The sequence below is a fragment of the Streptomyces sp. NPDC006529 genome, from assembly GCF_040611795.1.
Taxonomy (GTDB): domain Bacteria; phylum Actinomycetota; class Actinomycetes; order Streptomycetales; family Streptomycetaceae; genus Streptomyces.
This window is the reverse complement of the sequence record NZ_JBEXPB010000028.1, coordinates 51,577-75,752: the sequence shown is the minus strand read 5'-3', so window position 1 is coordinate 75,752 and position 24,176 is coordinate 51,577. Positions and strand designations below refer to the sequence as shown.

20 protein-coding genes are annotated in these 24,176 nt (G+C 72.8%); 10 read left to right on the top strand and 10 right to left on the bottom strand.

What is annotated here, in order from left to right:
- Position 1 precedes the first annotated feature (1 nt).
- Genes hisB through hisD form a run of 3 tightly spaced genes read right to left on the bottom strand, consistent with a single transcriptional unit; the run spans position 2 to position 3,026 of the window.
- Positions 2 to 595, bottom strand: a complete 594-nt coding sequence (hisB, locus tag ABZY31_RS20235) for an imidazoleglycerol-phosphate dehydratase HisB (RefSeq protein ID WP_356412261.1) — start codon at positions 593 to 595, stop codon at positions 2 to 4.
- The gene (locus ABZY31_RS20230) at positions 592 to 1,707 is read right to left on the bottom strand and encodes a histidinol-phosphate transaminase (RefSeq protein ID WP_356412259.1); all 1,116 of its coding nucleotides are present in this window, start codon (positions 1,705 to 1,707) and stop codon (positions 592 to 594) included. The genes hisB and ABZY31_RS20230 overlap by 4 nt, the downstream gene beginning before the upstream one ends.
- Positions 1,704 to 3,026 (bottom strand): histidinol dehydrogenase, encoded by a 1,323-nt coding sequence (gene hisD, locus ABZY31_RS20225; RefSeq protein WP_356412257.1) that lies wholly within the window; start codon positions 3,024 to 3,026, stop codon positions 1,704 to 1,706. Before hisD ends, ABZY31_RS20230 begins: the two co-directional genes overlap by 4 nt.
- A gap of 135 nt (positions 3,027 to 3,161) precedes the next feature.
- Here hisD and ABZY31_RS20220 point away from each other — a divergent pair, with 135 nt between their 5' ends.
- From ABZY31_RS20220 to ybaK, 3 genes are all read left to right on the top strand, one after another.
- Positions 3,162 to 4,760 carry an oxidoreductase gene (locus ABZY31_RS20220; RefSeq protein WP_356412255.1) on the top strand — a complete coding sequence of 533 codons (1,599 nt, stop codon included), beginning with the start codon at positions 3,162 to 3,164 and terminating at the stop codon, positions 4,758 to 4,760.
- A gap of 75 nt (positions 4,761 to 4,835) precedes the next feature.
- Positions 4,836 to 5,573: an LON peptidase substrate-binding domain-containing protein gene (locus ABZY31_RS20215; RefSeq protein ID WP_356412253.1), complete on the top strand. Its 738-nt coding sequence runs from the start codon at positions 4,836 to 4,838 to the stop codon at positions 5,571 to 5,573.
- A 13-nt stretch (positions 5,574 to 5,586) separates the two neighbouring features.
- Entirely contained in the window at positions 5,587 to 6,096 is a 510-nt protein-coding gene (ybaK, locus tag ABZY31_RS20210; RefSeq protein WP_356412251.1) for a Cys-tRNA(Pro) deacylase, read from the top strand.
- Positions 6,097 to 6,791: 695 nt separating this feature from the next.
- Here ybaK and ABZY31_RS20205 read toward each other — a convergent pair.
- From ABZY31_RS20205 to ABZY31_RS20190, 4 genes are all read right to left on the bottom strand, one after another.
- Positions 6,792 to 7,424 (bottom strand): hypothetical protein, encoded by a 633-nt coding sequence (locus ABZY31_RS20205; RefSeq protein ID WP_356412249.1) that lies wholly within the window; start codon positions 7,422 to 7,424, stop codon positions 6,792 to 6,794.
- Positions 7,425 to 7,458: 34 nt separating this feature from the next.
- Complete coding sequence (locus ABZY31_RS20200; RefSeq protein ID WP_356412303.1) at positions 7,459 to 8,262, bottom strand: ABC transporter permease; 804 nt, start codon at positions 8,260 to 8,262, stop codon at positions 7,459 to 7,461.
- A 5-nt stretch (positions 8,263 to 8,267) separates the two neighbouring features.
- Positions 8,268 to 9,230 (bottom strand): ABC transporter ATP-binding protein, encoded by a 963-nt coding sequence (locus ABZY31_RS20195; protein WP_356412301.1) that lies wholly within the window; start codon positions 9,228 to 9,230, stop codon positions 8,268 to 8,270.
- Between the two features lie 208 nt (positions 9,231 to 9,438).
- Positions 9,439 to 10,752 carry an NYN domain-containing protein gene (locus ABZY31_RS20190; protein WP_356412247.1) on the bottom strand — a complete coding sequence of 438 codons (1,314 nt, stop codon included), beginning with the start codon at positions 10,750 to 10,752 and terminating at the stop codon, positions 9,439 to 9,441.
- Positions 10,753 to 10,993: 241 nt separating this feature from the next.
- On the opposite strand from ABZY31_RS20190, the gene ABZY31_RS20185 reads away from it, so the two are divergent.
- A complete protein-coding gene (locus tag ABZY31_RS20185; protein WP_356412245.1) occupies positions 10,994 to 11,167 on the top strand; it encodes a hypothetical protein in 174 nt (57 codons plus the stop codon).
- A gap of 109 nt (positions 11,168 to 11,276) precedes the next feature.
- Here ABZY31_RS20185 and dnaE read toward each other — a convergent pair whose 3' ends face one another.
- On the bottom strand, positions 11,277 to 14,819 hold the full coding sequence (gene dnaE, locus ABZY31_RS20180) for a DNA polymerase III subunit alpha (protein WP_356412243.1): 3,543 nt from the start codon (positions 14,817 to 14,819) through the stop codon (positions 11,277 to 11,279).
- 165 nt (positions 14,820 to 14,984) lie between these two features.
- Here dnaE and ABZY31_RS20175 point away from each other — a divergent pair, with 165 nt between their 5' ends.
- From ABZY31_RS20175 to ABZY31_RS20155, 5 genes are all read left to right on the top strand, one after another.
- Complete coding sequence (locus ABZY31_RS20175) at positions 14,985 to 16,310, top strand: DUF2252 domain-containing protein (protein WP_356412299.1); 1,326 nt, start codon at positions 14,985 to 14,987, stop codon at positions 16,308 to 16,310.
- A gap of 65 nt (positions 16,311 to 16,375) precedes the next feature.
- Positions 16,376 to 17,083 (top strand): hypothetical protein, encoded by a 708-nt coding sequence (locus ABZY31_RS20170; protein ID WP_356412241.1) that lies wholly within the window; start codon positions 16,376 to 16,378, stop codon positions 17,081 to 17,083.
- A gap of 46 nt (positions 17,084 to 17,129) precedes the next feature.
- Complete coding sequence (locus ABZY31_RS20165; RefSeq protein WP_356412239.1) at positions 17,130 to 17,924, top strand: DsbA family protein; 795 nt, start codon at positions 17,130 to 17,132, stop codon at positions 17,922 to 17,924.
- 104 nt (positions 17,925 to 18,028) lie between these two features.
- Positions 18,029 to 19,690 carry an alkaline phosphatase D family protein gene (locus ABZY31_RS20160; RefSeq protein WP_356412236.1) on the top strand — a complete coding sequence of 554 codons (1,662 nt, stop codon included), beginning with the start codon at positions 18,029 to 18,031 and terminating at the stop codon, positions 19,688 to 19,690.
- Positions 19,691 to 19,910: 220 nt separating this feature from the next.
- Positions 19,911 to 20,885 (top strand): zinc metalloprotease, encoded by a 975-nt coding sequence (locus ABZY31_RS20155; RefSeq protein WP_356412297.1) that lies wholly within the window; start codon positions 19,911 to 19,913, stop codon positions 20,883 to 20,885.
- An 86-nt stretch (positions 20,886 to 20,971) separates the two neighbouring features.
- On the opposite strand, the gene ABZY31_RS20150 is transcribed toward ABZY31_RS20155, so the two are convergent.
- Positions 20,972 to 21,541, bottom strand: a complete 570-nt coding sequence (locus ABZY31_RS20150; protein WP_356412234.1) for a dienelactone hydrolase family protein — start codon at positions 21,539 to 21,541, stop codon at positions 20,972 to 20,974.
- 68 nt (positions 21,542 to 21,609) lie between these two features.
- On the opposite strand from ABZY31_RS20150, the gene ABZY31_RS20145 reads away from it, so the two are divergent.
- Positions 21,610 to 22,662 (top strand): mechanosensitive ion channel domain-containing protein, encoded by a 1,053-nt coding sequence (locus ABZY31_RS20145; protein WP_356412232.1) that lies wholly within the window; start codon positions 21,610 to 21,612, stop codon positions 22,660 to 22,662.
- An 85-nt stretch (positions 22,663 to 22,747) separates the two neighbouring features.
- Here the strand turns inward: ABZY31_RS20145 and ABZY31_RS20140 are convergent, their stop codons facing one another.
- The gene (locus ABZY31_RS20140; protein WP_356412295.1) at positions 22,748 to 24,118 is read right to left on the bottom strand and encodes a HAMP domain-containing sensor histidine kinase; all 1,371 of its coding nucleotides are present in this window, start codon (positions 24,116 to 24,118) and stop codon (positions 22,748 to 22,750) included.
- Positions 24,119 to 24,176: the final 58 nt, after the last annotated feature.

Genomic DNA, 24,176 nt, shown 5'->3' with positions numbered 1-24,176 from the left:
GTTAGAGGGCGCCCTTCGTGGAGGGAAGGATGCCCGCGGCCCGCGGGTCGAACTCGGCGGCGTAGCGCAGGGCCCGGGCCAGTGCCTTGAACTGGCACTCCACGATGTGGTGGGCGTTGCGCCCGTACGGGACGTGGATGTGCAGGGCGATCTGGGCCTGGGCGACGAACGACTCGAAGATGTGCCGCGTCATGGTCGTGTCGTACGAGCCGATCATCGGCGCCATGTTCTCGGGCTCGGTGTGCACCAGGTACGGGCGGCCCGACAGGTCGACGGTCACCTGGGCGAGGGACTCGTCCAGCGGGACCGTGCAGTTGCCGAACCGGTAGATGCCGACCTTGTCGCCGAGGGCCTGCCGGAAGGCGGCGCCGAGCGCGAGGGCGCTGTCCTCGATGGTGTGGTGGCTGTCGATGTGCAGGTCGCCCTCGGTCTTGACGGTGAGGTCGAAGAGTCCGTGGCGGCCCAGCTGGTCGAGCATGTGGTCGTAGAAGCCCACACCGGTGGACACGTCGACCTTGCCGGTGCCGTCGAGGTCTATCTCGACGAGGACCGAGGTCTCCTTGGTGGTCCGTTCGACCCGTCCGATGCGGCTCATGCCTGCTGCTCCTTCTTCAGTGCGCGAACCGCTTCCAGGAACGCGTCGTTCTCGGCCGGGGTGCCGGCGGTGACCCGCAGCCACCCGGGTACTCCGTTGTCCCTGACCAGGACACCCCGGTCCAGGATCTGCTGCCATGCGGTGTGGGAGTCCGCGAACCTCCCGAACTGCACGAAGTTCGCGTCGGACGCGGTGACCTCGTAGCCCGTGGCGAGCAGTTCGGTGACCAGCCGGTCGCGTTCGGCCTTGAGCTGCTCGACGTAGCCGAGCAGGGTGTCGGTGTGCTCCAGGGCGGCCAGCGCGGTCGCCTGGGTGACGGCGGACAGGTGGTACGGCAGGCGCACCAGCTGTACGGCGTCCACGACGGCGGGGTGCGCGGCGAGGTAGCCCAGGCGCAGTCCGGCGGCGCCGAAGGCCTTGGACATGGTCCGGGAGACCACGAGGTGCGGGCGGCCTTCGAGCAGCGGCAGGAGCGACTCCCGGTGGCTGAACTCGACGTACGCCTCGTCCACGACCACCAGGGACGGGCGGGCGGCCTGGGCGGCCTCGTAGAGCGCGAGGACCGTCCCGGTCTCGACCGCGGTGCCGGTGGGGTTGTTGGGCGAGGTGATGAAGACGACGTGCGGGGCGTGCTCCGCGATCGCCCGGACGGCCGCGTCCACGTCGATGGTGAAGTCGTCCCGGCGCGGGCCGGAGATCCAGCCGGTGCCGGTGCCGCGGGCGATCAGGGCGTGCATCGAGTAGGAGGGCTCGAAGCCGATCGCGGTGCGGCCGGGTCCGCCGAAGGTCTGGAGCAACTGCTGGAGGATCTCGTTGGAGCCGTTGGCGGCCCATACGTTCTCCCGCGCGACCGGGTGCCCGCCCGTGCGGGTGAGGTAGGCGGCCAGCTCGGTGCGCAGCTCGACGGCGTCCCGGTCGGGGTAGCGGTTGAGGGTGCGGGCGGCGTCGGCGACGCGCTCCGCGATGCGCGCCACGAGTTCCTCGGGCAGGCCGTAGGGGTTCTCGTTGGTGTTGAGCTGGACGGGTACGTCGAGCTGCGGGGCGCCGTAGGGGCTCTTGCCGCGCAGTTCTTCGCGGATGGGGAGGTCGTCGATGCCGATGTCGGCGCTCACTGGGTGGGCACCTTCCACCCGAAGCGCGCCTTGAGGGCGGCGCCGTGCGCGGGCAGGTCCTCGGCCTCGGCAAGGGCGACCACGTGGTGGGTGACCTCGGCGAGGGCGTCGCGCGTGTAGTCGACGATGTGGATGCCGCGCAGGAAGGACTGCACCGACAGGCCCGAGGAGTGGCAGGCGCAGCCGGCGGTGGGCAGCACGTGGTTGGAGCCCGCGCAGTAGTCGCCGAGCGAGACCGGGGACCAGGGGCCGACGAAGATCGCGCCCGCGTTGCGGACCCGGGCGGCCCAGGCGGCCGCGTCGGCGGTCTGGATCTCCAGGTGCTCCGCGCCGTAGGCGTCGACGACGGTGAGGCCGTCCTCCAGGCTGTCGACGAGGACGATCGCGGACTGGCGGCCGGCGAGGGCGGGCCGGATCCGGTCCTCGACGTGCTTGGAGGCCGCGACCTGCGGTTCCAGCTCGCGTTCCACGGCGGCGGCCAGCTCTTCGGAGTCCGTGACGAGGACGGCGGCGGCGAGCGGGTCGTGCTCGGCCTGGCTGATCAGGTCGGCGGCGACGTGCACGGGGTCGGCCGTGGCGTCCGCGAGCACCGCGATCTCGGTGGGGCCGGCTTCGGTGTCGATGCCGATCTTCCCGGTGAAGTAGCGCTTGGCGGCGGCGACCCAGATGTTGCCGGGGCCGGTCACCATGTTCGCCGGGGCGCACTCGTCCGTGCCGTACGCGAACATCGCGACGGCCTGGGCCCCGCCGGCCGCGTACACCTCGTCGATGCCGAGCAGCGCGCAGGCGGCCAGGATCGTCGGGTGCGGCAGGCCGCCGAAGTCGGCCTGCGGCGGGGACGCGAGCGCGATGGAGGGGACGCCCGCCTCCTGGGCCGGGACGACGTTCATGATCACGGAGGACGGGTAGACGGACCGGCCGCCGGGCGCGTAGAGGCCCACGCGGTCGACGGGGACCCACTTCTCGGTGACGGTGCCGCCGGGGACGACCTGGGTGGTGTGCTCGGAGCGGCGCTGCTGCGCGTGCACGATCCGGGCACGCCGGATCGACTCCTCCAGGGCCGCGCGGACGGCCGGATCCAGCTCCTCCAGGGCGGCCTTGAGGGCCTCGCCGGGGACCCGGATCCGCTCCAGCGCGACCCCGTCGAACCGCTGCGCGTACTCGATCAGCGCCGCCGTGCCGCGATGATGGACGTCCTCGCAGATGGGCCGCACCTTGTCCAGGGCGGCCGCTACGTCGAACTCGGCACGGGGCAGCAGATCGCGCAGGGCGCCACCCTCGGGGAGGGAGTCGCCGCGCAGGTCGATACGTGAGATCACCCCGCAATTCTCTCAGACCGCATCTCGCCACCGTTCGTCCGTATCACTGGCTGATACGCGTCCCGGCTGTCACCGGCGTCACCTAGCGTTCGACTGCACGCAGTGACCGGGGGAGACAGCGGAAGGGGGGCCGCCGTGGCCGAGCCACGTCCCGGCGAGGAGCCGGAGGGCCTGACGGGGGCCGAGCGACGGATGTGGAACGCCTTCCGCACCGGGAACGTCTGCGACCTGAGTTCGTGGGTCGCCGGCGAGGACGATCCGCACAGCGAGACGGTTTGGGGGCCGGAGCGCAGCGTCCGGGCGCGGGTGGTGGCGCTGCTGCTGCTCCACGGGCCGCCGCCGGTGCCGGGCCGGGTGTCCTCGCTGAAGCTGCGGGGGGCGCGGATCACGGGGCGGCTCGACCTGTCGGGCGGCACGGTGGACCCGTACGTCGAACTCCAGTCCTGCCGCTTCGACAGCGAGGTCCAGCTGTCCGAGACCCGGCTGGGCACCCTGCGCGTGGTCGACTGCGCGGTGCCCCGGCTCGACGCGGCCCGTCTGCACACCGCCGGGGACCTGCACCTGCTGCGCTGTCGAGTGGCCCGCGGGATCCGGCTGACGGATGCGCAGATCGGCACCGACCTGCTCATCAGCCAGCTGGTCGTGCGGCAGGACGACCGGGGGCGGGCGATCGCGGCCGACGGGATGTCGGTGGCGCAGGACTTCCAGGCCGACCTGCTGGAGACGTACGGGGAGGTCAGCCTGCGCGGCGCCAAGGTCGGGGTGTCGATGAGCCTGCGCGGTGCCCGGCTGAGCAACCCGTACGGGCGGCTCGCCCTGAACGCGCCCACCCTGACCGTCGAGCGGACCCTCTACCTGACCTCGATCGCCCTGGTCGGCGGGTCCGGGGACCCCGGCGCGACGCCGCCCTACGGCTGGGGGCAGACCCCCACGCGCGGCGGCCGGGCGCGGCGCTTCGAGTGCCGGGGCGGGCTGCGGCTGGACGACGGGCGGTTCGGGGACGCGGTGGACTTCTTCGGCGCCCGGTTCCTGCTCACCGAGGAGCAGGAGGTCTCGCTGCGCCGGATCCAGACCCCCGAGCTGCGGTTCGTGGGCGAGCAGCCGGAGCGCGGGCGGGTGGTGGTGTCGGGGGCGAAGGTGGTCAAGCTGGTCGACCAGTCCACCAGCTGGCCCGCGGCGCCGGGCGCGGTGTCGATGGAGGGCTTCGTCTACGAGAACCTCGCGCCGCGCGGCCACTTCCCGCTGGCGCGCCGCCTGGCGTGGGCGGAGGCGGCCTGTGCGGAGTACACCCCGGAGCCGTACGAGCGCCTCGCGGCCGTCCTGCGGGCCAGCGGCGAGGACGCGGACGCGCGGGAGGTGCTGCTGGCCAAGATGCGCAGGCGGCGGGCGACGCTGCCGCCCGCGGCGCGGGCGTGGGGGCACCTCCAGGACTGGACGATGGCCTACGGGTACCGGCCCGGGCGGGCCGCATTGTGGATGGCGGTGCTGTGGGCGGCGGGCACCGTGCTGTTCTCCACGCACGACCCGCAGCCGATCAAGGCGGACGAGCACCCGCAGTGGAGCGCCGCGCTGTACGCCCTGGACCTGCTGCTTCCGGTCATCGACCTCGGGCAGCAGGGACAGTGGCTGCTGACGGGCGGCTGGCAGTGGGGGGCGTCCGCGCTGGTGCTGCTGGGGTGGGTGCTGGCGACGACGGTGGCGACGGGGGCGTCCCGGCTGCTGCGGCGGGGCTGAGGCGGCGGGATTGCGGCGCTACGCGGTGGGCGGACAGAGTGACGGGCGTGGCCGCACGGCCACTACCCTGAGGCGGTGACCACCGTTCGCCTGCCCCTCTTCCCGCTCAACACGGTGCTGTTCCCGGGACTCGTCATCCCGCTGAACATCTTCGAGGAGCGTTATCGCGCCATGATGCGCGACCTGCTGAAGACGGGCGAGGAGGAACCGCGCCGCTTCGCCGTCGTGGCGATCCGCGACGGCCGCGAGGTGGCGCCCACCGCGCCGGGCCTGCCCGACCAGACGGCCCTGCCGGAACGCGGCCCGGCCGCGGGCTTCGGCGCCGACCCGATCCAGGCCTTCCACCGGGTGGGCTGCGTCGCGGACGCGGCGACGATCCGGGAGCGCGAGGACGGCAGCTTCGAGGTGCTGGCCACCGGGACCACCCGGGTGCGGCTGCTGTCCGTGGACGCGACCGGGCCCTTCCTGGTGGCCGAGCTGGAGGAGCTGCCGGAGGACGCGGGCGACAGCGCGGGGGCGCTGGCCGAGGGGGTGCTGCGGGCGTTCCGCTCGTACCAGAAGCGGCTCGCGGGGGCCCGGGAGCGGTCCCTGACCGGGGCCGAGCTGCCGGACGACCCCTCCGTGGTGTCGTACCTGGTGGCGGCCGCGGCCGTGCTGGACATCCCGTCCAAGCAGCGGCTGCTCCAGGCCCCCGACACGGCGACGCGGCTGGCGGAGGAGCTGACGCTGCTGCGGGCGGAGACGGCGGTCATCCGGCACCTGCCGTCGCTGCCGATGATCGATCTGACCCGCACGCCCACGAACCTGAACTGAGGGCGGGACCGGCATGCCGAAGAAGACGAAGGGGGCCGGGGCCGCGTCCGCCTCCGGCACCCCGGCCGTGGTGGCGCTGACCGCCGCGGGCGTGGAGTTCCGTACGCACGCCTACGTGCACGATCCGGCGCACCCGTCGTACGGCGAGGAGGCGGCGGCCGCGCTGGGCATGTCCCCGGAACGGGTCTTCAAGACGCTGGTGGCGGAGGTCGACGGGCAGCTGACGGTGGCCGTGGTCCCGGTGGCCGGGAGCCTGGACCTGAAGGCGCTGGCGGCGGCGGTCGGCGGCAAGCGGGCCGCGATGGCAGATCCGGCGCTGGCGGAGCGCACCACCGGGTACGTGCGGGGCGGGATCTCTCCGCTGGGGCAGCGCAAGGCGCTCCCGACGGTGCTGGACGCGTCGGCCGCTGGGCACGCCACGATCTGCGTCTCGGCGGGGCGCCGGGGCCTGGAGGTCGAGCTCCCCCCGACCGCCCTGGCCACCCTGACGGCCGCCACCCTGGCCCCGATCGCCCGCCCCTGACCGCGGCTGCCCCCGCGCCCACCCTCCAGGGGCGCCTCAATCGCCGGCGGGGCTGGGTGTGCCGCCGGGTTGCGGGCCTCGGGTGCGCCGGGTGGTTCGCGCGTCGTGTGCGCCTGCGGCGTGTGGGCCCTCCGGGGGCGCCTCAAACGCCGGCGAGGCTGGGATGGCCGAGCAACGCCCGGGCCCTGCCTGCGGCGCATTCCGCCCTACCGGGGACGCCTCAAACGCCGGCGGGGCTGGGATGGTCCTGCTCGGCAGCGCCCAGTCGGCACACGACCAACCTGCGGCAGCCCTGCCCTCCGGGGGCGCCTCAAACGCCGGCGGGGCTGGGATGGCCGGCCCTGCCTGCGGCGAATCCGCCCTCCCGGGGCGCCTCAAACGCCGGCGGGGCTGGGGGTGGGGCGCGACCCGTCGCCGTGTCTCGACGATGCGCGAAGCCGCAGTGTCCTCAGGCGGCCAGCCGCCGTCGGGCGGCAGGTCCAAGACCGCCGCAGCAAACTCAGCCCCGCCGGCGTTTGAGGCGCCTCCGGAGGACCGATACGCCGCAGGCGCACACGACGCGAGCCACCCGGCGGCAACCGACGACACCCGGCGCACACGGGGCCCGCCACCCGGCGGCACACCCAGCCCCGCCGGCGATTGAGGCGCCCCCGGAGGGCATGCGCGCCGCCGGGGCGGACGGGGCAGCGGGAGCGTCAGGGGTGCGGGGCCGCCGCGGGGGGCTCGGGGGCCGGGTCTTGGGGGGTGAAGAGGGCCGTCAGGGCCAGGTGGACCGCCACCGCGGCCATCGGCCAGGCCAGCAGCACCCCGTACGCCAGCAACTCCAGCGGCGCGTCGAAGGGAACCCCCTTGCCCGCCTCCTTCGCCCGCGCGACCACGTCCCCCGACGGCCCGAGCCACAGCCCCAGCCGCCACCCCACCAGCGCAGCGAAGACGGACCCGAGCCCCAGCCCGACGGCCAGCGGCACGCCCCCGGCCCGCCGCCACAGGAAGGTGGCGACCGCGCTCAGCGCGCCCAGCCCCGCCGACAGCAGCAGGAACGTCCCGTCGGACCCGATCCGCGCCTCGTTCTCGGTGTCCTTGAGGAACACCGCCTCCCCGTTGGAGACGTACTGGAGCCGCGGCGAGAGCCACACCCACAGCAGTCCCAGCAGTACTCCGGCCACCCCCACCAGGAGGGCGACGGCCGCCCCGTCGCGGATCTCGGCGGCGCTCACCGCCGGGCCGCCGGTGGCTGCGGGCCGGTCGGGCTGGTCGGGCGCGCGCTCGTCGAGCACGGGCGGCCCGAAGGGGTCGCGGGACGGCGGCGGGGTCACGGCTTCGGTCACCCCCACATCGTGCCAGGTGGAACCCGGCCCGGCGTCAGCGGACCGCCGCCCGCCGGTACGCCTTGGTCGCGACGGCGAGCGAGAGCGCGCCGACCGCCGCGCACACCGCGAGGTCGGCGCCGACGGAGGCCCAGTCCGGGTGCGGGGCGAAGGTACGGGCGAAGGCCTCCACGCCGTACGTCGAGGGCAGCAGGTCCCGCGCCCACACGATGACGTCCGGCATCCGCTCGGGCGGCAGCACCCCGAGCAGCAGCGCGGCCGACATGCCCAGCTGCCCGGCCAGCGTGGCCAGCTCCTGCCGGGGCGCCAGCAGGCCGAGCGCGGCGCCGAGCCCGGCCAGCGCGGCCCCGGCCAGCGGCACCACGGCGACCAGGATCCACAGCCCGCCCATCGGCAGCCCGAACAGCACGCACCCGAAGACGGCGGTGACCAGGGTCCCCGGCAGGGTGAAGGACGCGTACGCGGCGGCCGCGCCCAGCACCACGGCGGCGGGCGGCACGGGCAGGGTGGCGTAGTGGTCGAGCCCGCCGCTCGCGCGCAGCTGGCCGAAGTACTGGGCCAGCAGGTTCAGCGCGACGAAGGCGACGACGAGGACCGACGATCCGGCCACCACGGCCCGCGCCTCGGAGCCTCCGCCGCCGTCCACCACGCCCCGCATGAGGATCATGATGCCGACGGACTGGAAGGTCGCGACGAACAGCAGCGGGATCCGCGAGACCCGGGCCCGCGAGAGCTGCGCCTTGTAGACGGCGGCCAGCGACGGGAAGAACCGGGCCCGGGGGGCCAGCGGTGCGGGCCCGGCGGGCTCCGCGGTGGTGCGTGCGGGGATGTCCGCGATGGTCGTCACGATTTGACCAGGCCCTTCGTACGCCCGCCCAGGGCGAGGTAGACGTCTTCCAGGCTGGGCGTGGCGAGGGTGAAGTCGTCGAGCGCGGCGAAGGCGGGGCCACCGGTGACGGCGGCCACCGCCGCCCGCGCCGCGTCGGCGTCCAGGCGCAGGGTCCAGCGGCGCCCCGATTCCTCGGCCCGCTCCCGCAGGGCCGCGACCTCCGGGACGTGCAGCGGGGCGCTCTCGCGCCACACCAGGTCGAGCCGGACCTCGCCGGAGACCTCGGCCTTGAGTCCGGCCGGGGTGTCGCAGGCGATGACGCGGCCCTGGTCGATGACGGCGACCCGGTCGAGGACCGTTTCCGCCTCGATGACGTTGTGGGTGACCAGGAGGACCGTGGCGCCGCGTTCGGCGCGCCTGCGGTCCACGGCGCGCCAGACGGCCCGCCGGGCGACGGGGTCCATGCCGGTGGTGGGTTCGTCCAGGACCAGTACGGGCCGCTCCCCCACCAGGGCGGCGGCGAAGCAGGCGAGGCGTCGCTGGCCGCCGGAGAGCTTCTTCAGCGGCCGGGCGGCGAGCGGGGTCAGGCCGAGTTCGTCGAGGACGGCGTCCCGCTCGGCGCGCGCCTCGCGCAGGCCGAGTCCGCGCAGCCGTCCGGTCGTCTCGGCGGCCAGGGCCACGGTCAGCTCGTCGAGGGCGGTGGATTCCTGGCCCAGGTAGGCCAGCAGCCGGGAGGCCCGCTCGGGGTGGCGGACGAGGTCGTGGCCGAGCAGGGTGACGGAGCCGGAGTCGGGCCGCAGCAGTCCGGTCAGCTGGCGCACCAGGGTGGACTTGCCGGCGCCGTTGGGTCCGAGGAGGCCGAAGATCTCGCCGCGGCGGACGTCGAGGCTGATGCCGTCGTTGGCGCGGGTGGCGGGCAGGGCGGGGGCTCCGCGGCCGCCCCGGGCCGCGGGGTAGGTCTTGACCAGGTCGCGCACGGCGCAGACGACGTCCCCCGGCCGGTCCCCCGGTCCCGGTGCCGCGGACCGTTCGCGTCCTGCCTGTGCTGTGCCCGTATCCACGAGGGAGCAGCCTACGGGGTTCCCGCGTCGCCGCCGTCCCCGGGGCGCGGCGGCCGGCCCGGGCGGGGGGCCGGACGGGCGGCCCGGGGCTCATCCGTGCCCGGGCTCATCCACGGCCCGGGGCTCAGCGGCCGCCCGGGGAGAGGGCGGAGGCGCTCGGGGTGGCGGCGGGCGCGGTGGCGGTGGCCTGCTCGGCGGCGGCGCGGACGTCGATCTCCCGCCAGAATCCGGCCCGGATGGCGTAGCGGTCGTGTTCGTCGATCTGGTCGTCCTTGTGCGCGAGCAGTCCGAAGCGGGCGGCGTAGCGCAGCAGCTCGCCGTCGATGCGGTGCGGGATGCGCGGGTACATGGTGGACAGCTTGTGCAGATGGACGCTCTCGGGCAGGCGTTCCATCCAGCGGCGGGCGAAGACCTGGCCGACCTCGAAGGGGTCGCCGCCGACGGTGGTGATGTCCTCCTCGCGGTCGGCCCAGCGCTGTTCGGCGCTGGTGAGCTGGGCGAGGGTGGGCAAGGAGGCGGTCTCGGCGGGTTCGCCGAGCGGTCCGGCGCGGTCGATCCAGCCCTTGTCGGAGGACCAGCGCAGGGCGCTGGGCGCCTGGGCGCCGGGCGAGACCTGCTGGCCGCTGGCGGTGGGCGCGGGGCCGACGCCGTGGCCCGGGGCGCGGAGCACGGCGAGGTCCTTGGGGGTGGGCACGGGCCGGCCGGGGGCCACGGGCTGGGTCGCCCCGGCCGGGTCGCTGCGGGGGGCGGCGGGCTCCGCCTCGCGCCGGCCGCCGGGACCGGAGCCGCCCCGGCCGGCTTCGGCGAGGGCCGCTTCGGGCAGCGGGGCGGAGAGGATCGCGGCGATCTCTGGGCGCGGGGCGGGGGCGGGGGCGCAGAGTCCGGAGAGGTCGCGGGCGCGGACGGCGCGGGTGATCCAGGCGCGGTCGAGGACGCGGCGCTCGTCGGCCTCGGCGACGAGGTCCTCGGACTGGTTGTAGTCGCCGTCGGCGGCCTGGACGGCCCAGAGGTGGACGGCGACCCCGTGTTCCTTGGCGGACATCAGGCCGGGGAGCAGGTCGCCGTCGCCGGTGACCAGGACGACGTCCGAGCAGGCCCGGTTGCGGGCGAGTTCGGTCAGCTCGGCGTGCATGGCGGCGTCGACGCCCTTCTGCGCCCAGCGGCCGTCGCTGCGGGTCAGGGCGCCCAGGCGGACGGTGACGCGGGGCATGACGCGCAGCCGCCGGTGCTCGGGCTGCGGTACCCGGTCGGGTGCGCCGTCGAACCAGTAGATGCGCAGCAGGGGCTGTTCCGTGTCGGCCTCGGCCCGCTCGCGCAGGCCCTGGATGAGGGCGGCGTGGTCGACGGTGATCCGGGAGCGCGAGGGCTCCCCTGCGAGGAGACTCGCGGCGGCGCCCAGCAGATAGCCGGCGTCCACCAGGACGACGCAGCGGTCCACGTTTCCACCCTCTTCCCTGGGGGTCCCGCCCGGCCGAGCGGGGGGACGGTCTGGGTTTTCCCCGAGTCTGCCCGAACGCAAGGAGGTTGACGGCCGGAACTCGATCATCGGCGTGGCGGATCTCACGGCGGGCGCGGGCGAGGCGCCGACTACGCGCAGTAATGATCCAAAATGCGGCCCTTGGGGCGGTATGTGAGGGTGAAGGCGGTCCTGGCCCCTAGACCCTCACGGAGGTTCCACCATGGCCAAGAACAAGAAGCAGAACCGCGAACCGCAGAAGTCTTCGGCTCCGGAACGCGGAGCCGATCAGGCCAGGAGTTCGTCGCTGACGGATCAGGCCCAGCAGCGGATCTCGCACCCCACGCCCGCCGACATGGCGCGCAAGGGCCGGGAGAAGCGCTTCGGCCACAACTGACGCCTCCGTGTGCGGTACGTGAAAGGGCGCGTCCGGGATGTCTCCGGACGCGCCCTTTCTTCACGTACCGCGACCCGCCGGGCCCGCGGACCCTGCGGCGGCGGCGGCGCTATCCGGCCAGGCAGGCCGGGCCGAGGAGCACCTTGAGGTCGCCGAAGAGCGCGGGGTCGGGCTGCACCCGGTGCTTGTCGAGGCGCAGCACCGTGGTGGTGCGCGGCCCCTGGAGCTTGATCCGGACTTCGGTGTTCCCCTTGTGGTGGCGCAGGATCTCGCCGAGACGGGTGACCATCGGCGGGGTGACCTTGACGGTGGGGATGGTCAGGACGACCGGGGCGTTGGTTCCGGCGGAGGTGAGGTCGGGGACCATCATCTCCATGGCGACCAGGCGGGGCACGTCCTCGCGCTTGTCCAGGCGGCCCTTGACGAAGACGACGGTGTCCTCGACGAGCTGGGTCGAGACGAGCTGGTAGGTCGCCGGGAAGAACATGCACTCGATGGAACCGGCGAGGTCCTCGACGGTGGCGATCGCCCAGGCGTTGCCCTGCTTGGTCATCTTGCGCTGGAGGCCGGAGATGATGCCGCCGATGGTGACGACCGCGCCGTCCCCGTGCTCGCCGCCGGTGAGCTGCGAGATGCCCGCGTCCGTCTTGTCGGACAGCACGTGCTCCAGGCCGAAGAGCGGGTGGTCGGAGACGTAGAGGCCGAGCATCTCGCGCTCCTGGGCGAGCAGGTAGGACTTCTCCCACTCCACGTCGGAGAACTCGACGTCGAGGCCGAAGCCGGGCTCGTCGCCCGCGCTCTCGTCGCCCATGCCGCCGAAGAGGTCGAACTGCCCCTCGGCCTCCTTGCGCTTGACCGCCACCACGTTGTCGATCATCGGCTCGTGGTGGGCGACCAGGCCCTTGCGGGTGTGACCCATCTCGTCGAAGGCCCCGGCCTTGATCAGGGATTCGACGGTCCGCTTGTTGCAGACCACGGCCTCGACCTTGTCGAGGAAGTCGGGGAAGGTCGAGTACTTCCCCTTGGCCTTCCTCGTCTTGATGATCGAGTCGACGACGTTGGTGCCGACGTTGCGGACGGCGGTGAGCCCGAAGAGGATCACGTCGTCGCCCTGCGCGGCGAAGTTCGGCTCGGACTCGTTCACGTTCGGCGGGAGCACCTTGATGCCCATGCGCCGGCACTCGTTCAGGTAGATCGCGGACTTGTCCTTGTCGTCCTTGACCGAGGTGAGCAGCCCCGCCATGTACTCGGCCGGGAAGTTCGCCTTGAGGTAGGCGGTCCAGTAGGAGACCAGGCCGTACGCGGCCGAGTGGGCCTTGTTGAAGGCGTAGCCGGCGAAGGGGACCAGGACGTCCCACAGCGCCTTGATCGCCTGGTCGCTGAAGCCCTTCTTCTTGGCGCCCGCCTCGAAGATGACGAAGTTCTTCGCCAGCTCCTCGGGCTTCTTCTTGCCCATCACGCGGCGCAGGATGTCGGCCTCGCCGAGCGAGTACCCGGCGATGATCTGGGCGGCCTTCTGGACCTGCTCCTGGTAGACGATCAGGCCGTAGGTGACGCCGAGGATCTCCTTGAGGGGCTCCTCCAGCTCCGGGTGGATCGGGGTGATCTCCTGCTGCTTGTTCTTGCGCAGCGCGTAGTTCGTGTGTGAGTTCATGCCCATCGGGCCCGGCCGGTACAGGGCCGAGACGGCGGAGATGTCCTCGAAGTTGTCGGGCTTCATCAGGCGCAGCAGGGAGCGCATGGGGCCGCCGTCGAACTGGAAGACGCCGAGGGTGTCGCCGCGGCCGAGCAGTTCGAAGGTCTTGGGGTCGTCGAGCGGCAGGCCCAGGAGATCGATGTCGATCCCCTTGTTGGCCTTCACCATCTTGACGGCGTCGTCCATGATCGTCAGGTTGCGCAGGCCGAGGAAGTCCATCTTCAGCAGGCCGAGCGACTCGCAGCTCGGGTAGTCCCACTGGGTGATGGTGACGCCGTCGGTGTGCCGGACCCAGACGGGCACGTGGTCCGTGATCGTCTCGCTGGACATGATCACGCCGGCCGCGTGCACGCCCATCTGGCGGACCAGGCCCTCGACGCCCATGGCGGTGTCGATGACCTTCTTCACGTCCGGTTCGTTCTCGTACATCCCGCGGATCTCGCCGGCCTCGCCGTAGCGCGGGTGCTTCGGGTCGAGGATGCCGGAGAGCGGGATGCCCTTGCCGAGGACGTCGGCGGGCATGGCCTTGGTGAGACGGTCGCCCATGGCGTAGGGGTAGCCCAGGACGCGCGCGGAGTCCTTGATCGCGTTCTTGGCCTTGATGGTGCCGTAGGTGCCGATCATGGCGACCTTGTCGGCGCCGTACTTCTCGGTCACGTACCGGATCACCTCGACGCGCCTGCGCTCGTCGAAGTCGATGTCGACATCGGGCATGGAGACGCGCTCGGGGTTCAGGAACCGCTCGAAGATCAGGCCGTGGGTGATCGGGTCGAGGTCGGTGATGCCCATGGCGTAGGCGACGATCGAGCCGGCCGCGGAACCACGGCCGGGGCCGACCGCGATCCCCTGGTTCTTGGCCCACATGATGAAGTCGGCGACCACGAGGAAGTAGCCGGGGAAGCCCATCGAGATGATCGTGTCCATCTCGTACTCGGCCTGCTTCATCCGGTCGTCCGGGATGCCCGCGGGGTAGCGGCGGTGCATGCCCCGCATGGTCTCCTCGCGGAACCAGCTGACCTCGGTGTGGCCCTCCGGGATGTCGAACTTCGGCATCAGGTTCCGGAACTGGAACATGCCCTCGGTGTCGACCTGCTCGGCGACCTTCCAGGTGTTGGCGCAGCCCTCCTGCCAGGCGTCCGAGGAGTCGATGGCGTACATCTCCTCCGTGGACTTCAGGTAGTAGCCGGTGCCGTCGAAGCGGAAGCGGTCCGGGTCGGAGAGGTTCTTGCCGGTCTGGATGCACAGCAGGGCGTCGTGGGCGCCGGCCTCGCTCGCGTAGGTGTAGTGCGAGTCGTTCGTCACCAGCGGCGGGATGCCGAGCTTCTTGCCGATCTCCAGCAGCCCGTCGCGGACCCGGCGCTCGATCTCGATGCCGTGGTCCATCAGCTCCAGGAAGTACCGCTCCTTGCCGAAGATGTCCTGGTATTCGGAGGCGGCCTTGAGGGCCTCGTCGAACTGGCCGAGGCGCAGCCGGGTCTGGAGTTCGCCGGAGGGGCAGCCGGTGGAGGCGATGAGCCCCTCGGACCACTGGCTGATGGTCTCCTTGTCCATGCGGGGCCACTTGGTGAGCCAGCCCTCGGCGTAGGCGTCGGAGGACAGCCGGAAGAGGTTGTTCAGACCGGTGGCGTTCGCGGCCCAGATCGTCTTGTGCGTGTATCCGCCGGAGCCGGAGACGTCGTCGCGCTTCTGGTGCGGCTGGCCCCACTGGATGCGGCGCTTGTTGCGCCGGGACTCGGGGGCGACGTACGCCTCGATCCCGATGATCGGAGTGATGCCCGCCTTCTTCGCCGTGTGGAAGAAGTCATAGGCCCCGTGCAGGTTGCCGTGGTCGGACATGGCGATGTGGGACATGCCCATCTCGTTGCACGCGTTGAACATGTCCTTCAGCCGCGCGGCACCGTCCAGCAGCGAGTACTGGGTGTGGACGTGCAGGTGCGTGAACGGCGTTTTGGTCACGACGGCGGACCTCCGGGGGAAGTGAGGGGGCAGCCTCGAAGTCTACGTCGACCCGGTAAAAGATCGCGGGCACCGAACGGTACGGTCGTCCGTTGCAGGACCATGGACGCTGTCCGGAAACCGACCGGCAGCCCGAACGACCCGCGCCACCTGGAGGCACCCGCCATGGCGGTCACCGAGACGACGAACGAGCAGCGCGCCGAGCAGATACTGGACGTGTTCGACACCGCGTTCGGCTCGCTGCTCGCGGCCGACCCCGCCGCCTTCCAGGTCAAGTTCCGCAAGATGGCGGCCTCCGCCTTCGCCTTCTACCGGGGCACCGCCTGCCTGTTCTACGCGGACCTGGAGCGGGAGCGGCACGGCGGCCCGTACCTGGACGAGCAGACCGGCCGGGTCTGGATCCACGGCGACCTGCACGCCGAGAACTTCGGCACCTACATGGACTCCAACGGCCGACTGATATTCAACGTCAACGACTTCGACGAGGCGTACGTCGGCCCCTTCACCTGGGACCTCAAGCGCTTCGCGGCCTCCGTCGCCCTGATCGGCTACACCAAGGCGCTCAGCGACGACCAGATCAGCGGCCTGGTGCGGACCTACGCCGCCGCCTACCGGGAGCGGATCCACGCCCTGGCCACCGGCGCGAAGAACGACGAGGTGCCCTCCTTCACACTGGACACCGCCGACGGCCCGCTGCTGGGGGCGCTGCGGGCGGCCCGCGCGCGCACCCGGTTCTCGCTGCTGGACTCGATGACCGAGATCCGCGACTTCGAGCGCCGCTTCACCGAGGGCGGCGGCGCGATCGAGCTGGACGCGGCGACCCGGTACAAGGTGCTGGCCGCCTTCGACGGCTACCTGGAGACCCTGCCGGAGGAGTCGCTGGTCCGCCCGGACTCCTACCGGGTCAAGGACGTGGTCGGCCGCCGGGGCGTGGGCATCGGCTCGGCGGGCCTGCCCTCCTACAACATCCTGCTGGAGGGGCACAGCGACGCCCTGGAGAACGACGTCGTGATCTACCTCAAGCAGGCGCAGACGCCGGCCGTCTCCCGGCACGTGACCGACCGGGCGGTACGGGACTACTTCCTGCACGAGGGCCACCGCACGGTGATCTCCCAGCGCGCGCTCCAGGCGCACGCCGACCCGTGGCTGGGCTGGACCGAGCTGGACGGGTCGGGGCAGCTGGTCGCGGAGGTCTCCCCCTACGCGGTGGACCTGGACTGGTCGGACATCGACGACCCGGCGGAGATCGCGGCCGTGGTCGCGGACCTGGGGCGGGCGACGGCGACCATGCACGCGGCGGCCGACGCGGCCGAGAGCGGGCAGTCGCTGGTGCCCTTCTCCACCGAGCGGGCCATCGACGCGGCGATCGCGGCCGACGAGGAGGGCTTCGCCGGGCTGCTGGTCGATTTCGCGCACGCCTACGGCGCCCGGGCGCGCGCGGACCACCAGATCTTCGTGGACCTCTTCCGCAATGGGAGGATCACTCCGTAAAAGTCCTTTTATGTGAGTGGGGCCGGGGTCCTCCTTCACAGGGACGCGTGGCACACTCGGCCGCGATGGACATATCAGAGGCGGGGCTCCGGGGGCTGCGCGGGCTCCGAGGGCTGCGGGCGGCGCTGTTCAGCGCGTTCGTCGTGCTGCTCTCGGCCGGCTCGCACGTCCTGCTGTCCCGGGTGCCGCTGCCGCCCGTCCTGCTGGCCGGCGCCTTCGCCGCCGTCTTCGGACCGGCCTTCGTCCTGGCCGGCCGCGAGCGCGGCTTCGCCGCGATCGGCGGGCTGCTCGTCCCGCTGGAGCTGGCCGCCGACACGGCCTTCAGCGCCGCCCAGCACCTCTGCTACGGCCCCGCGGGCGGCCCGGTCGACGGCCCGCTGCGCGCGCTCGGGCTGGCCGAGCTGTGCGGGGGCACCCCGGTGGGCGGACCGCTGGCCACCGTCGCCGGGCCCGCTGCCGACCCGGCGCTGCTGCTGACCTCGCCCGGACCCTGGACGCCCTGGCTGCTGCTGGCGGCGCACGTCTCGGTGGGGCTGCTGGCCGCCCTGTGGCTGCGCCGCGGGGAGCGGGCCCTGGGCCGGCTGCTGCGCGTGATCGCGGTGCGCGCCTTCCGGCCGCTGCTGCTCGCGGTGGCTTCGGTGGCCGCGGCCCCCGGGTCCCGGCGGCCCGCGCTGCGGGCGGTCCTTCCGGGCGTGGGGGCCCGTACCCGCTTCCCCGCCCATTCCGTGGGACGGAGGGGACCGCCGCGTCCGGCGCCCGTCTTCGGCGTCTGACGCACGCAGTCCCCCATCCGCAGTCCCTGATCCCACGGAGTACCCCATGAGTTCCCGCAACAGCCACGCCAACAAGGCAGCCGCGCGCGAGAAGCTGCGCGCCGAGCGCGAGCGCCAGGCGAAGAAGGACAAGGTCCGCCGTCAGGTCATGGTGGCGGGCGCGGTCGTCGTGACCCTCGCGCTGGCGGGCGGCATCGGTTACGCGGTCGTCCAGAACACCAAGCCCACCGCCTGGGAGGCCGCGGCCACGGCCACGCTGGTCAAGCCGAAGAACACCACCGGCGACAACGGCACGACCGTGGTCATCGGCAAGGCGGACGCGAAGAAGACCCTGGAGCTGTACGAGGACTCCCGCTGCCCGGCCTGCGCCCAGTTCGAGCAGACCGCGGGCGCGCAGGTGAAGAAGGACGTCGACGCGGGCAAGTTCAAGCTCCAGTACATCGGCGCGACCTTCATCGACAAGATGTCCTCCGGCGAGGGCTCGAAGAACGCGCTCAGCGCGCTGGGCGCGGCGCTCGACGTCAGCCCGGAGGCGTTCCTGGAGTACAAGGCGGCGCTGTACTCGACGGCGAACCACCCCGACGAGCGCGACGACGCCTTCGCCAAGGACGCGGCCCTGCTGAAGGTCGCGGACCAGGTCCCGGCCCTCAAGGGCAACGCGGCCTTCAAGAAGGCGGTCGAGGACGGCACCTACGACCGGTGGGCGCTGGAGATGTCCAAGGCGTTCGACAAGTCCGGCGTGACCGGCACCCCGACGCTGAAGATGGACGGCAAGAAGATCGAGACCCCGCAGACGGTCGAGGCGTACAACACCGCGATCGACGCGGCCCTGAAGGGCTGATCCGGGGCACCGGGCGACAGGGGCGGGCGAACTCCGGGAGTTCGCCCGCCCTTTGCTTTCCCAGGGCTGTCCCGCAGCCCTACCGGCCAGTAATCTGACCGGCCGTGACCAGTCATCTCCCCTCTCCTTCCGCCGAGCCGCGTCGCCGTACGGTCGTCAAGGCCGCCGCCGGCGTCGCCGTGCTCGCCCCCGTCGCCGCGACGGCCGCCCTCGCAGCGCCCGCCCGGGCCGCCGGGAACGCGCCCGCCTTCCTGCACGGCGTCGCCTCGGGCGACCCGCTGCCCGACGGCGTCCTGCTCTGGACGCGCGTCACCCCCACCGCCGGGGCCGTCCCCGGCTCCGGCCTCGGCCCCGACACCCGCGTGGACTGGGAGGTGGCCGAGGACCGGGCCTTCACCCGGATCACCGCGAGCGGCTCCGTCACGGCGACGGCGGCCGCCGACCACACCGTCAAGGCGGACGTGCGGGGGCTGCGTCCGCAGACCGCCTACTGGTACCGGTTCACCGCCGGGGACACGGTCTCCCCGGCCGGGCGGACCCGTACCGCCCCGGCGGCCGGCGCGCGGGTCCCCGGCATCCGCTTCGGCGTGGTCTCCTGCGCGAACTGGGAGTCGGGCTACTTCTCCGCCTACCGGCACCTGGCCGCTCGCGCCGACCTGGACGCGGTGCTGCACCTGGGCGACTACATCTACGAGTACAAGACGGGCGGCTTCCCGGAGCCGAAGTACGTGGTGCGCCCGCACGCGCCGACGCACGAGATCCTCACCCTCGCCGACTACCGCACCCGGCACGGGAACTACAAGACGGACGCCGACCTCCAGGCGCTGCACGCGGCCCACCCGGTGATCGCGATATGGGACGACCACGAGTTCGCCAACGACGCCTGGTCCGGCGGCGCGGAGAACCACACGCCGGGCGCCGAGGGCGACTGGGCGGCCCGCGCCGCCGCCGCGAAGCGGGCCTACTTCGAGTGGATGCCGGTGCGCCCCTCCACCGAGGGCACCGTCTACCGGCAGCTGCGCTTCGGCGACCTGGTCGACCTCCTCCTGCTGGACCTCCGCAGCTTCCGCTCCCAGCAGGCCGGCGTCGGCAGCGGCGCGGTGGACGACCCGGAGCGCAGCATCACCGGGCGGGCCCAGCTGGACTGGCTGAAGTCCGGGCTGGCCTCCTCGCAAGCCGCGTGGAAGCTGGTCGGCACCTCGGTGATGATCTCCCCGGTGGCCTTCGGCGCGCTCCCGGCGCACCTGCTGGAGCCGCTGGCCGGACTGCTGGGACTGCCCAAGGGCGGCCTCGCCGTCAATGTCGACCAGTGGGACGGCTACACGGACGACCGGGCGGAGCTGCTGGGCCATCTCAGCGGCCGCGACATCCGCAACACGGTGTTCCTGACCGGTGACATCCACATGGCGTGGGCCAACGACGTGCCGGTGACGGCCGCGACGTACCCCTTCTCGAAGTCGGCGGCGGTCGAGTTCGTGGTGACCTCGGTGACCTCGGACAACCTCGACGACATCCTCCACGTCCCGGCCGACACCGTCTCGCTGGTGGCCGAGACCGCCGTCAAGGCCGCCAACCGCCATGTGAAATGGCTGGACATGGACGCTCACGGGTACGGCGTCCTGGACGTGACGGCCGAGCGGTCGCAGATGGACTACTACACGATCTCAGACAAGACGAAGCAGAACGCGACCTCGTCCTGGGAGCGTTCGTACCGGACGCTGAACGGTACCCAGAAGGTGGAGCGGGCAGACCGGCCGGTGCGCTGACGCGCCGTCAAATTTCCGGTGCGTGGGGGTTTTCGGCCATTTTCCGGAGGCCCCCACTCCCTGGAAGCAACAAATCTTTTACTTTCAAGCATTGACTTGAAGATGACATGCACACGTAAGCTTCGCGCCAGCGTGAGGAAATACCTCCGCCCCCACCACGCTACGAGGAGCCCACGTGCGCGCTGTCGCCCGCATATCCCCCCTTCTCCGCCGCCGCCTCATGGGAACGGCCGTCCTCGCCGGAACCCTTGCCCTGGCGCCGCTGACCTCCCCCACCTCGGTCGCCGCCGCCTCCGCCGTCAAGACCCCCGCCGAGGTCTGCGCCGACCAGGGCGCCGGGACCGGCGCCGCCGCCAACGCCCGTGTCGCGCGCCCCCACACGCAGCACGCCTCCGACTCCAACGAGCTGACCGACGCCCAGGTCAAGGCCATGGACGCGGACCTCAAGTCGAAGCTCGGCCTGGCGGCCGCCACCGCCAGGGCGCAGCAGCTCGACGGCCTGCGCGCCGACGCCGTCGCCGCGACGACGACCATCCCGGTCTACGTCCACGTGATCACCAACGGCACCGCCGGCCAGCTGACGTCCGCGCAGATCAACAGCCAGATCGCCGTCCTGAACGCCGCCTACGCGGGCCAGGGCACCGGCAACGTCAACTCCGGCTTCCAGTTCGCGCTCGCCGGCACCGACACCACGAACAACGCGACCTGGTACACCGTCTCCGACGGCACCACGGCCGAGAAGAACATGAAGAACGCCCTGCGCAAGGGCGGCAAGAACGCGCTGAACCTCTACACCGCCAACCTCGGCGGCGGGCTGCTCGGCTGGGCCACCTTCCCCAGCTCGTACAACTCGCAGCCCAAGATGGACGGCGTGGTCATCCTCAACAGCTCCATCCCCGGCGGCTCCGCCACCAACTACAACCAGGGCGACACCGCCACCCACGAGGTCGGCCACTGGCTGGGCCTCTACCACACCTTCCAGGGCGGCTGCTCGGGCAGCGGTGACTCGGTCACCGACACCCCGGCCGAGTCGAGCGCGGCCTTCGAGTGCCCGACCGGGCGCGACACCTGCACCGCCAGCGGCGCGGACCCGATCCACAACTTCATGGACTACACGTACGACTCGTGCATGTACCAGTTCACCTCGGGCCAGGTGGCCCGCATGAAGAGCATGTGGACCGCCTACCGCGCCTAGTCCTCCGGCGCCGAAAGGGGCACGGTCCGGCATCCGCCGGGCCGTGCCCCTCGCCGTATCCGGCCCGTGCGGGCCCGCCGGTCCTCCTACAGGCCGTCGAGGAAGGCCAGAGCCACCTTCCAGGTCTGCTCGGCCGCCTCCTCGTCGTAGTCCGGGAGCTCCGGGTCCGTGTAGAGGTGACCCGCGCCCGGGTAGCGGTGGACCTCCACGTCCGCGCCCGCGCGCCGCATCCGCAGGTACCAGGCGGTCAGCCAGTCGTGCGGCTCGAAGGGGTCCGGGTCCGCGATGTGCAGCTGGACCGGCAGGTCGTCGACCGCCGCGTCGTCGGCGATGTCGGAGGTGCCGTGCAGGAGCAGCAGCCCGCGCGCCTTGGCGTCGGCGAAGGCGAGGTGCTGGGCCACCGAGCCGCCGAAGGAGAAACCGGCGTAGACCAGACCGCCGTCCGAGTGGGGAGCCGCCGCCAGGACCGCGCGCCGGAGCAGCTCGTCGCGGCCGATCTCCTCCTGGTGGGCCATGCCCTCCTCGACCGTCCCGAACGTACGCCCCTCGAAGAGGTCGGGGACCTGCACCTCGTGCCCCGCGGCCCGCAGCCGCTCGGCCGCGGCGAGCACCGCGGGCCGCAGACCGTACGTCGAGTGGAAAAGCATGATGTTCATGGGTCAATCGTGCCAGCTCGGCGGACTCCCGCCCACGGGAGCCCGACCGGCTCCGCTACGGTCTGGGCATGGAGACCGTACTGCGCCCGCTGATCGTGATCGGCGGCTCGGTCGTACTCACCCTGTTCGCCGGGTGGCTGCTCGACCTGCTGCTGCGCCGCGCCGACGCCCGGCACCGCGAGACCCCGCTGTGGGGTCTGCTGCGCCGCTGCCGCCCCCCGTTCCTGCTGCTGCTGTGGGCCGCCCTGCTCCGGGCCTCGTACCTGCAGGCCGGGACGCTGGGGATCTACCGGGTGCCCGTCGGCCGCACCCTGGACCTGGTCCTGATCGCGGCGGCGGCCTGGCTGCTGGTGCGGATCGCGACCGCGGCCGTCGAATCGGTGTACTTCCGCTACGCCGCCGGGGCCACCGACCAGGCCCGGGTGCGCCGCGTCCGTACGCAGATCACGCTCATCCAGCGGGCCGTCACCGCGATGGTCGTGGTGCTGGCGGTCGCCGCGATGCTGCTGACCTTCCCCACGATGCGGACGGTGGGCGCCTCGATGCTGGCCTCGGCCGGCGTCGTCGGCATCGTGGCCGGCATCGCCGCCCAGTCCACGCTGGGGAACCTCTTCGCCGGACTCCAGATCGCCTTCGGCGACACCGTCCGGATCGGGGACACGGTCGTCGTGGACAAGGAGTGGGGGAAGGTCGAGGAGATCACCCTGACCTTCCTCGTCGTGCGGACCTGGGACGAGCGGCGGATCACGATGCCGGTGTCGTACTTCACCGGGAAGCCGTACGAGAACTGGTCGCGCGGCGGCGCGGAGATGACCGGGACGGTCTTCCTGCACCTGGACCACCGGGCTCCGGTCGCCCTGATGCGGGAGAAGCTCCAGGACATCCTCAAGGAGCACCCCGAGTGGGACGGCCGCTCCAGCGGCCTGGTCGTCACCGACACCACCCCGCACACCATCCAGGTGCGGGCCGTGGTCACCGCGAAGGACGCGGACGACATCTGGACCCTGCGGTGCGCGGTCCGCGAGCGGCTGATCGCCTGGCTGGCCGCGGAACACCCCTACGCCCTCCCCCGCATCGCGACCTCACCCGCCGTCGAGGCCCCGCCCGGACCCCTCTCCTGACGCGCCCCTCGCACTCCTCGGCCCCGGGGGGCCTCACCGGCATCGCGCCGCTGCGCCGGACTCCGTCCGTCGAGCCCGCCCCGACCTACACGGCGCCGCCCCCGCCGAAGCCGAGCCGGAACAGCGCCCCGCCCCCCGGCGCCCGCTCCGCCGTCAGTTCCGCCCCGTGCGCGCGGGCGATCTGGCGGGCCATGGCCAGGCCGAGGCCCGAGCCGGGCAGGGCGCGGGAGGCGTTCGCGCGGTAGAAGCGGTCGAAGACGTACGGGAGGTCCTCGTCCGCAATGCCCGGGCCGTGGTCCCGGACCGTCAGCTGCGGACGGCCGCCGGACGCGGTCAGTTCGACCTCCACCGGGAGCCCGGGAGGGCTGAACTTCGCGGCGTTGTCGAGCAGGTTGGCCAGCAGCCGGCTGAGCCGGGCCGGCACGCCGGGGACCGTGCCCCCGGCCTCTTCCCCGGCCGTGCGGAGCTCCTCGGCCACCCGGAGGGCGAACGGCACGGCCGGCCAGTGCGTACGGGCCGCCGCCACCCCGTGTTCCAGCAGCGCGGCCAGCCGCACCCGTTCCACCAGCGGCTGCGGCTCCTCGTCCCGGGCCAGCTCGATCAGGTCGTTGACCAGCCCGGTCACCTCCCGCAGCTGGCGGCCCAGCGCCCCGCTCGCCCGCGCCCGCTGCTCCGGGGTCAACCGGTCGGCGCGCGCCAGGAGTTCGGCGTTGGTCCGCAGCGCGGTCAGCGGGGTGCGCAGTTCGTGCGAGGCGTCGGCGACGAGCCTGCGCTGGGCGGTGACGGACTGCTCCAGCTCGCCCAGCATCGTGTTGAAGCTGTCCGCGAGCCGGGTGATCTCGTCCTCCCGCCCCGGCGGGGGCAGTTCGATCCGGTGCCGGGGGTCGCGGGTCGCGGCGATCCGCTCGGCCGTGGCGGTGAGCCGGGTGACCGGCGCCAGCCCGGTGCGCGAGACCCAGTACCCGAGCCAGGCGGCGAGCAGCACCCCGGCCGCGCCGGTCAGGACCAGCTGCCAGGCGGCCTCCGTGATCCCCGCCTCGACGGAGTCGGCGCGCAGCGCGACCTGGAGCGCCCGCCCGTCCGCGAAGTCGGTGGTCAGCATCCGGGCGGGGAAGCCGGACACCTCGATGTCCGTGTAGAAGGGCCGGCGCTCGCCCGCGGCGACCTCCCGGGTCCGCTCGTCGACCGGCAGCAGGAACCCCTTGGCCGGGTCCCGCCCGGGATCCCGCGGCACCACCTCCGCGCAGGCGGGGGCCGCCCGGAAGCGGCACTCCCCGGCCAGCGTCCCGGGCCCGGCCCCCGCGCCGCGCTGCGCGGCGAGCCGGGCGGACTGGGTGAGGCTGCTGTCGAGCTGCTCGTAGAGCGCGGACCGCACGACGAGGAACGCGGCCACGCAGACCCCGAGCGCGACGAAGGCCACGGCTGCGGTGACGGCGAGCGCGAGGCGGGTGCGCAGCGGCCGGCGCCGCCGCCAGGGCGCGCCGAGCCCGCGGCGGCCGCGCCCGCGGAGCCCC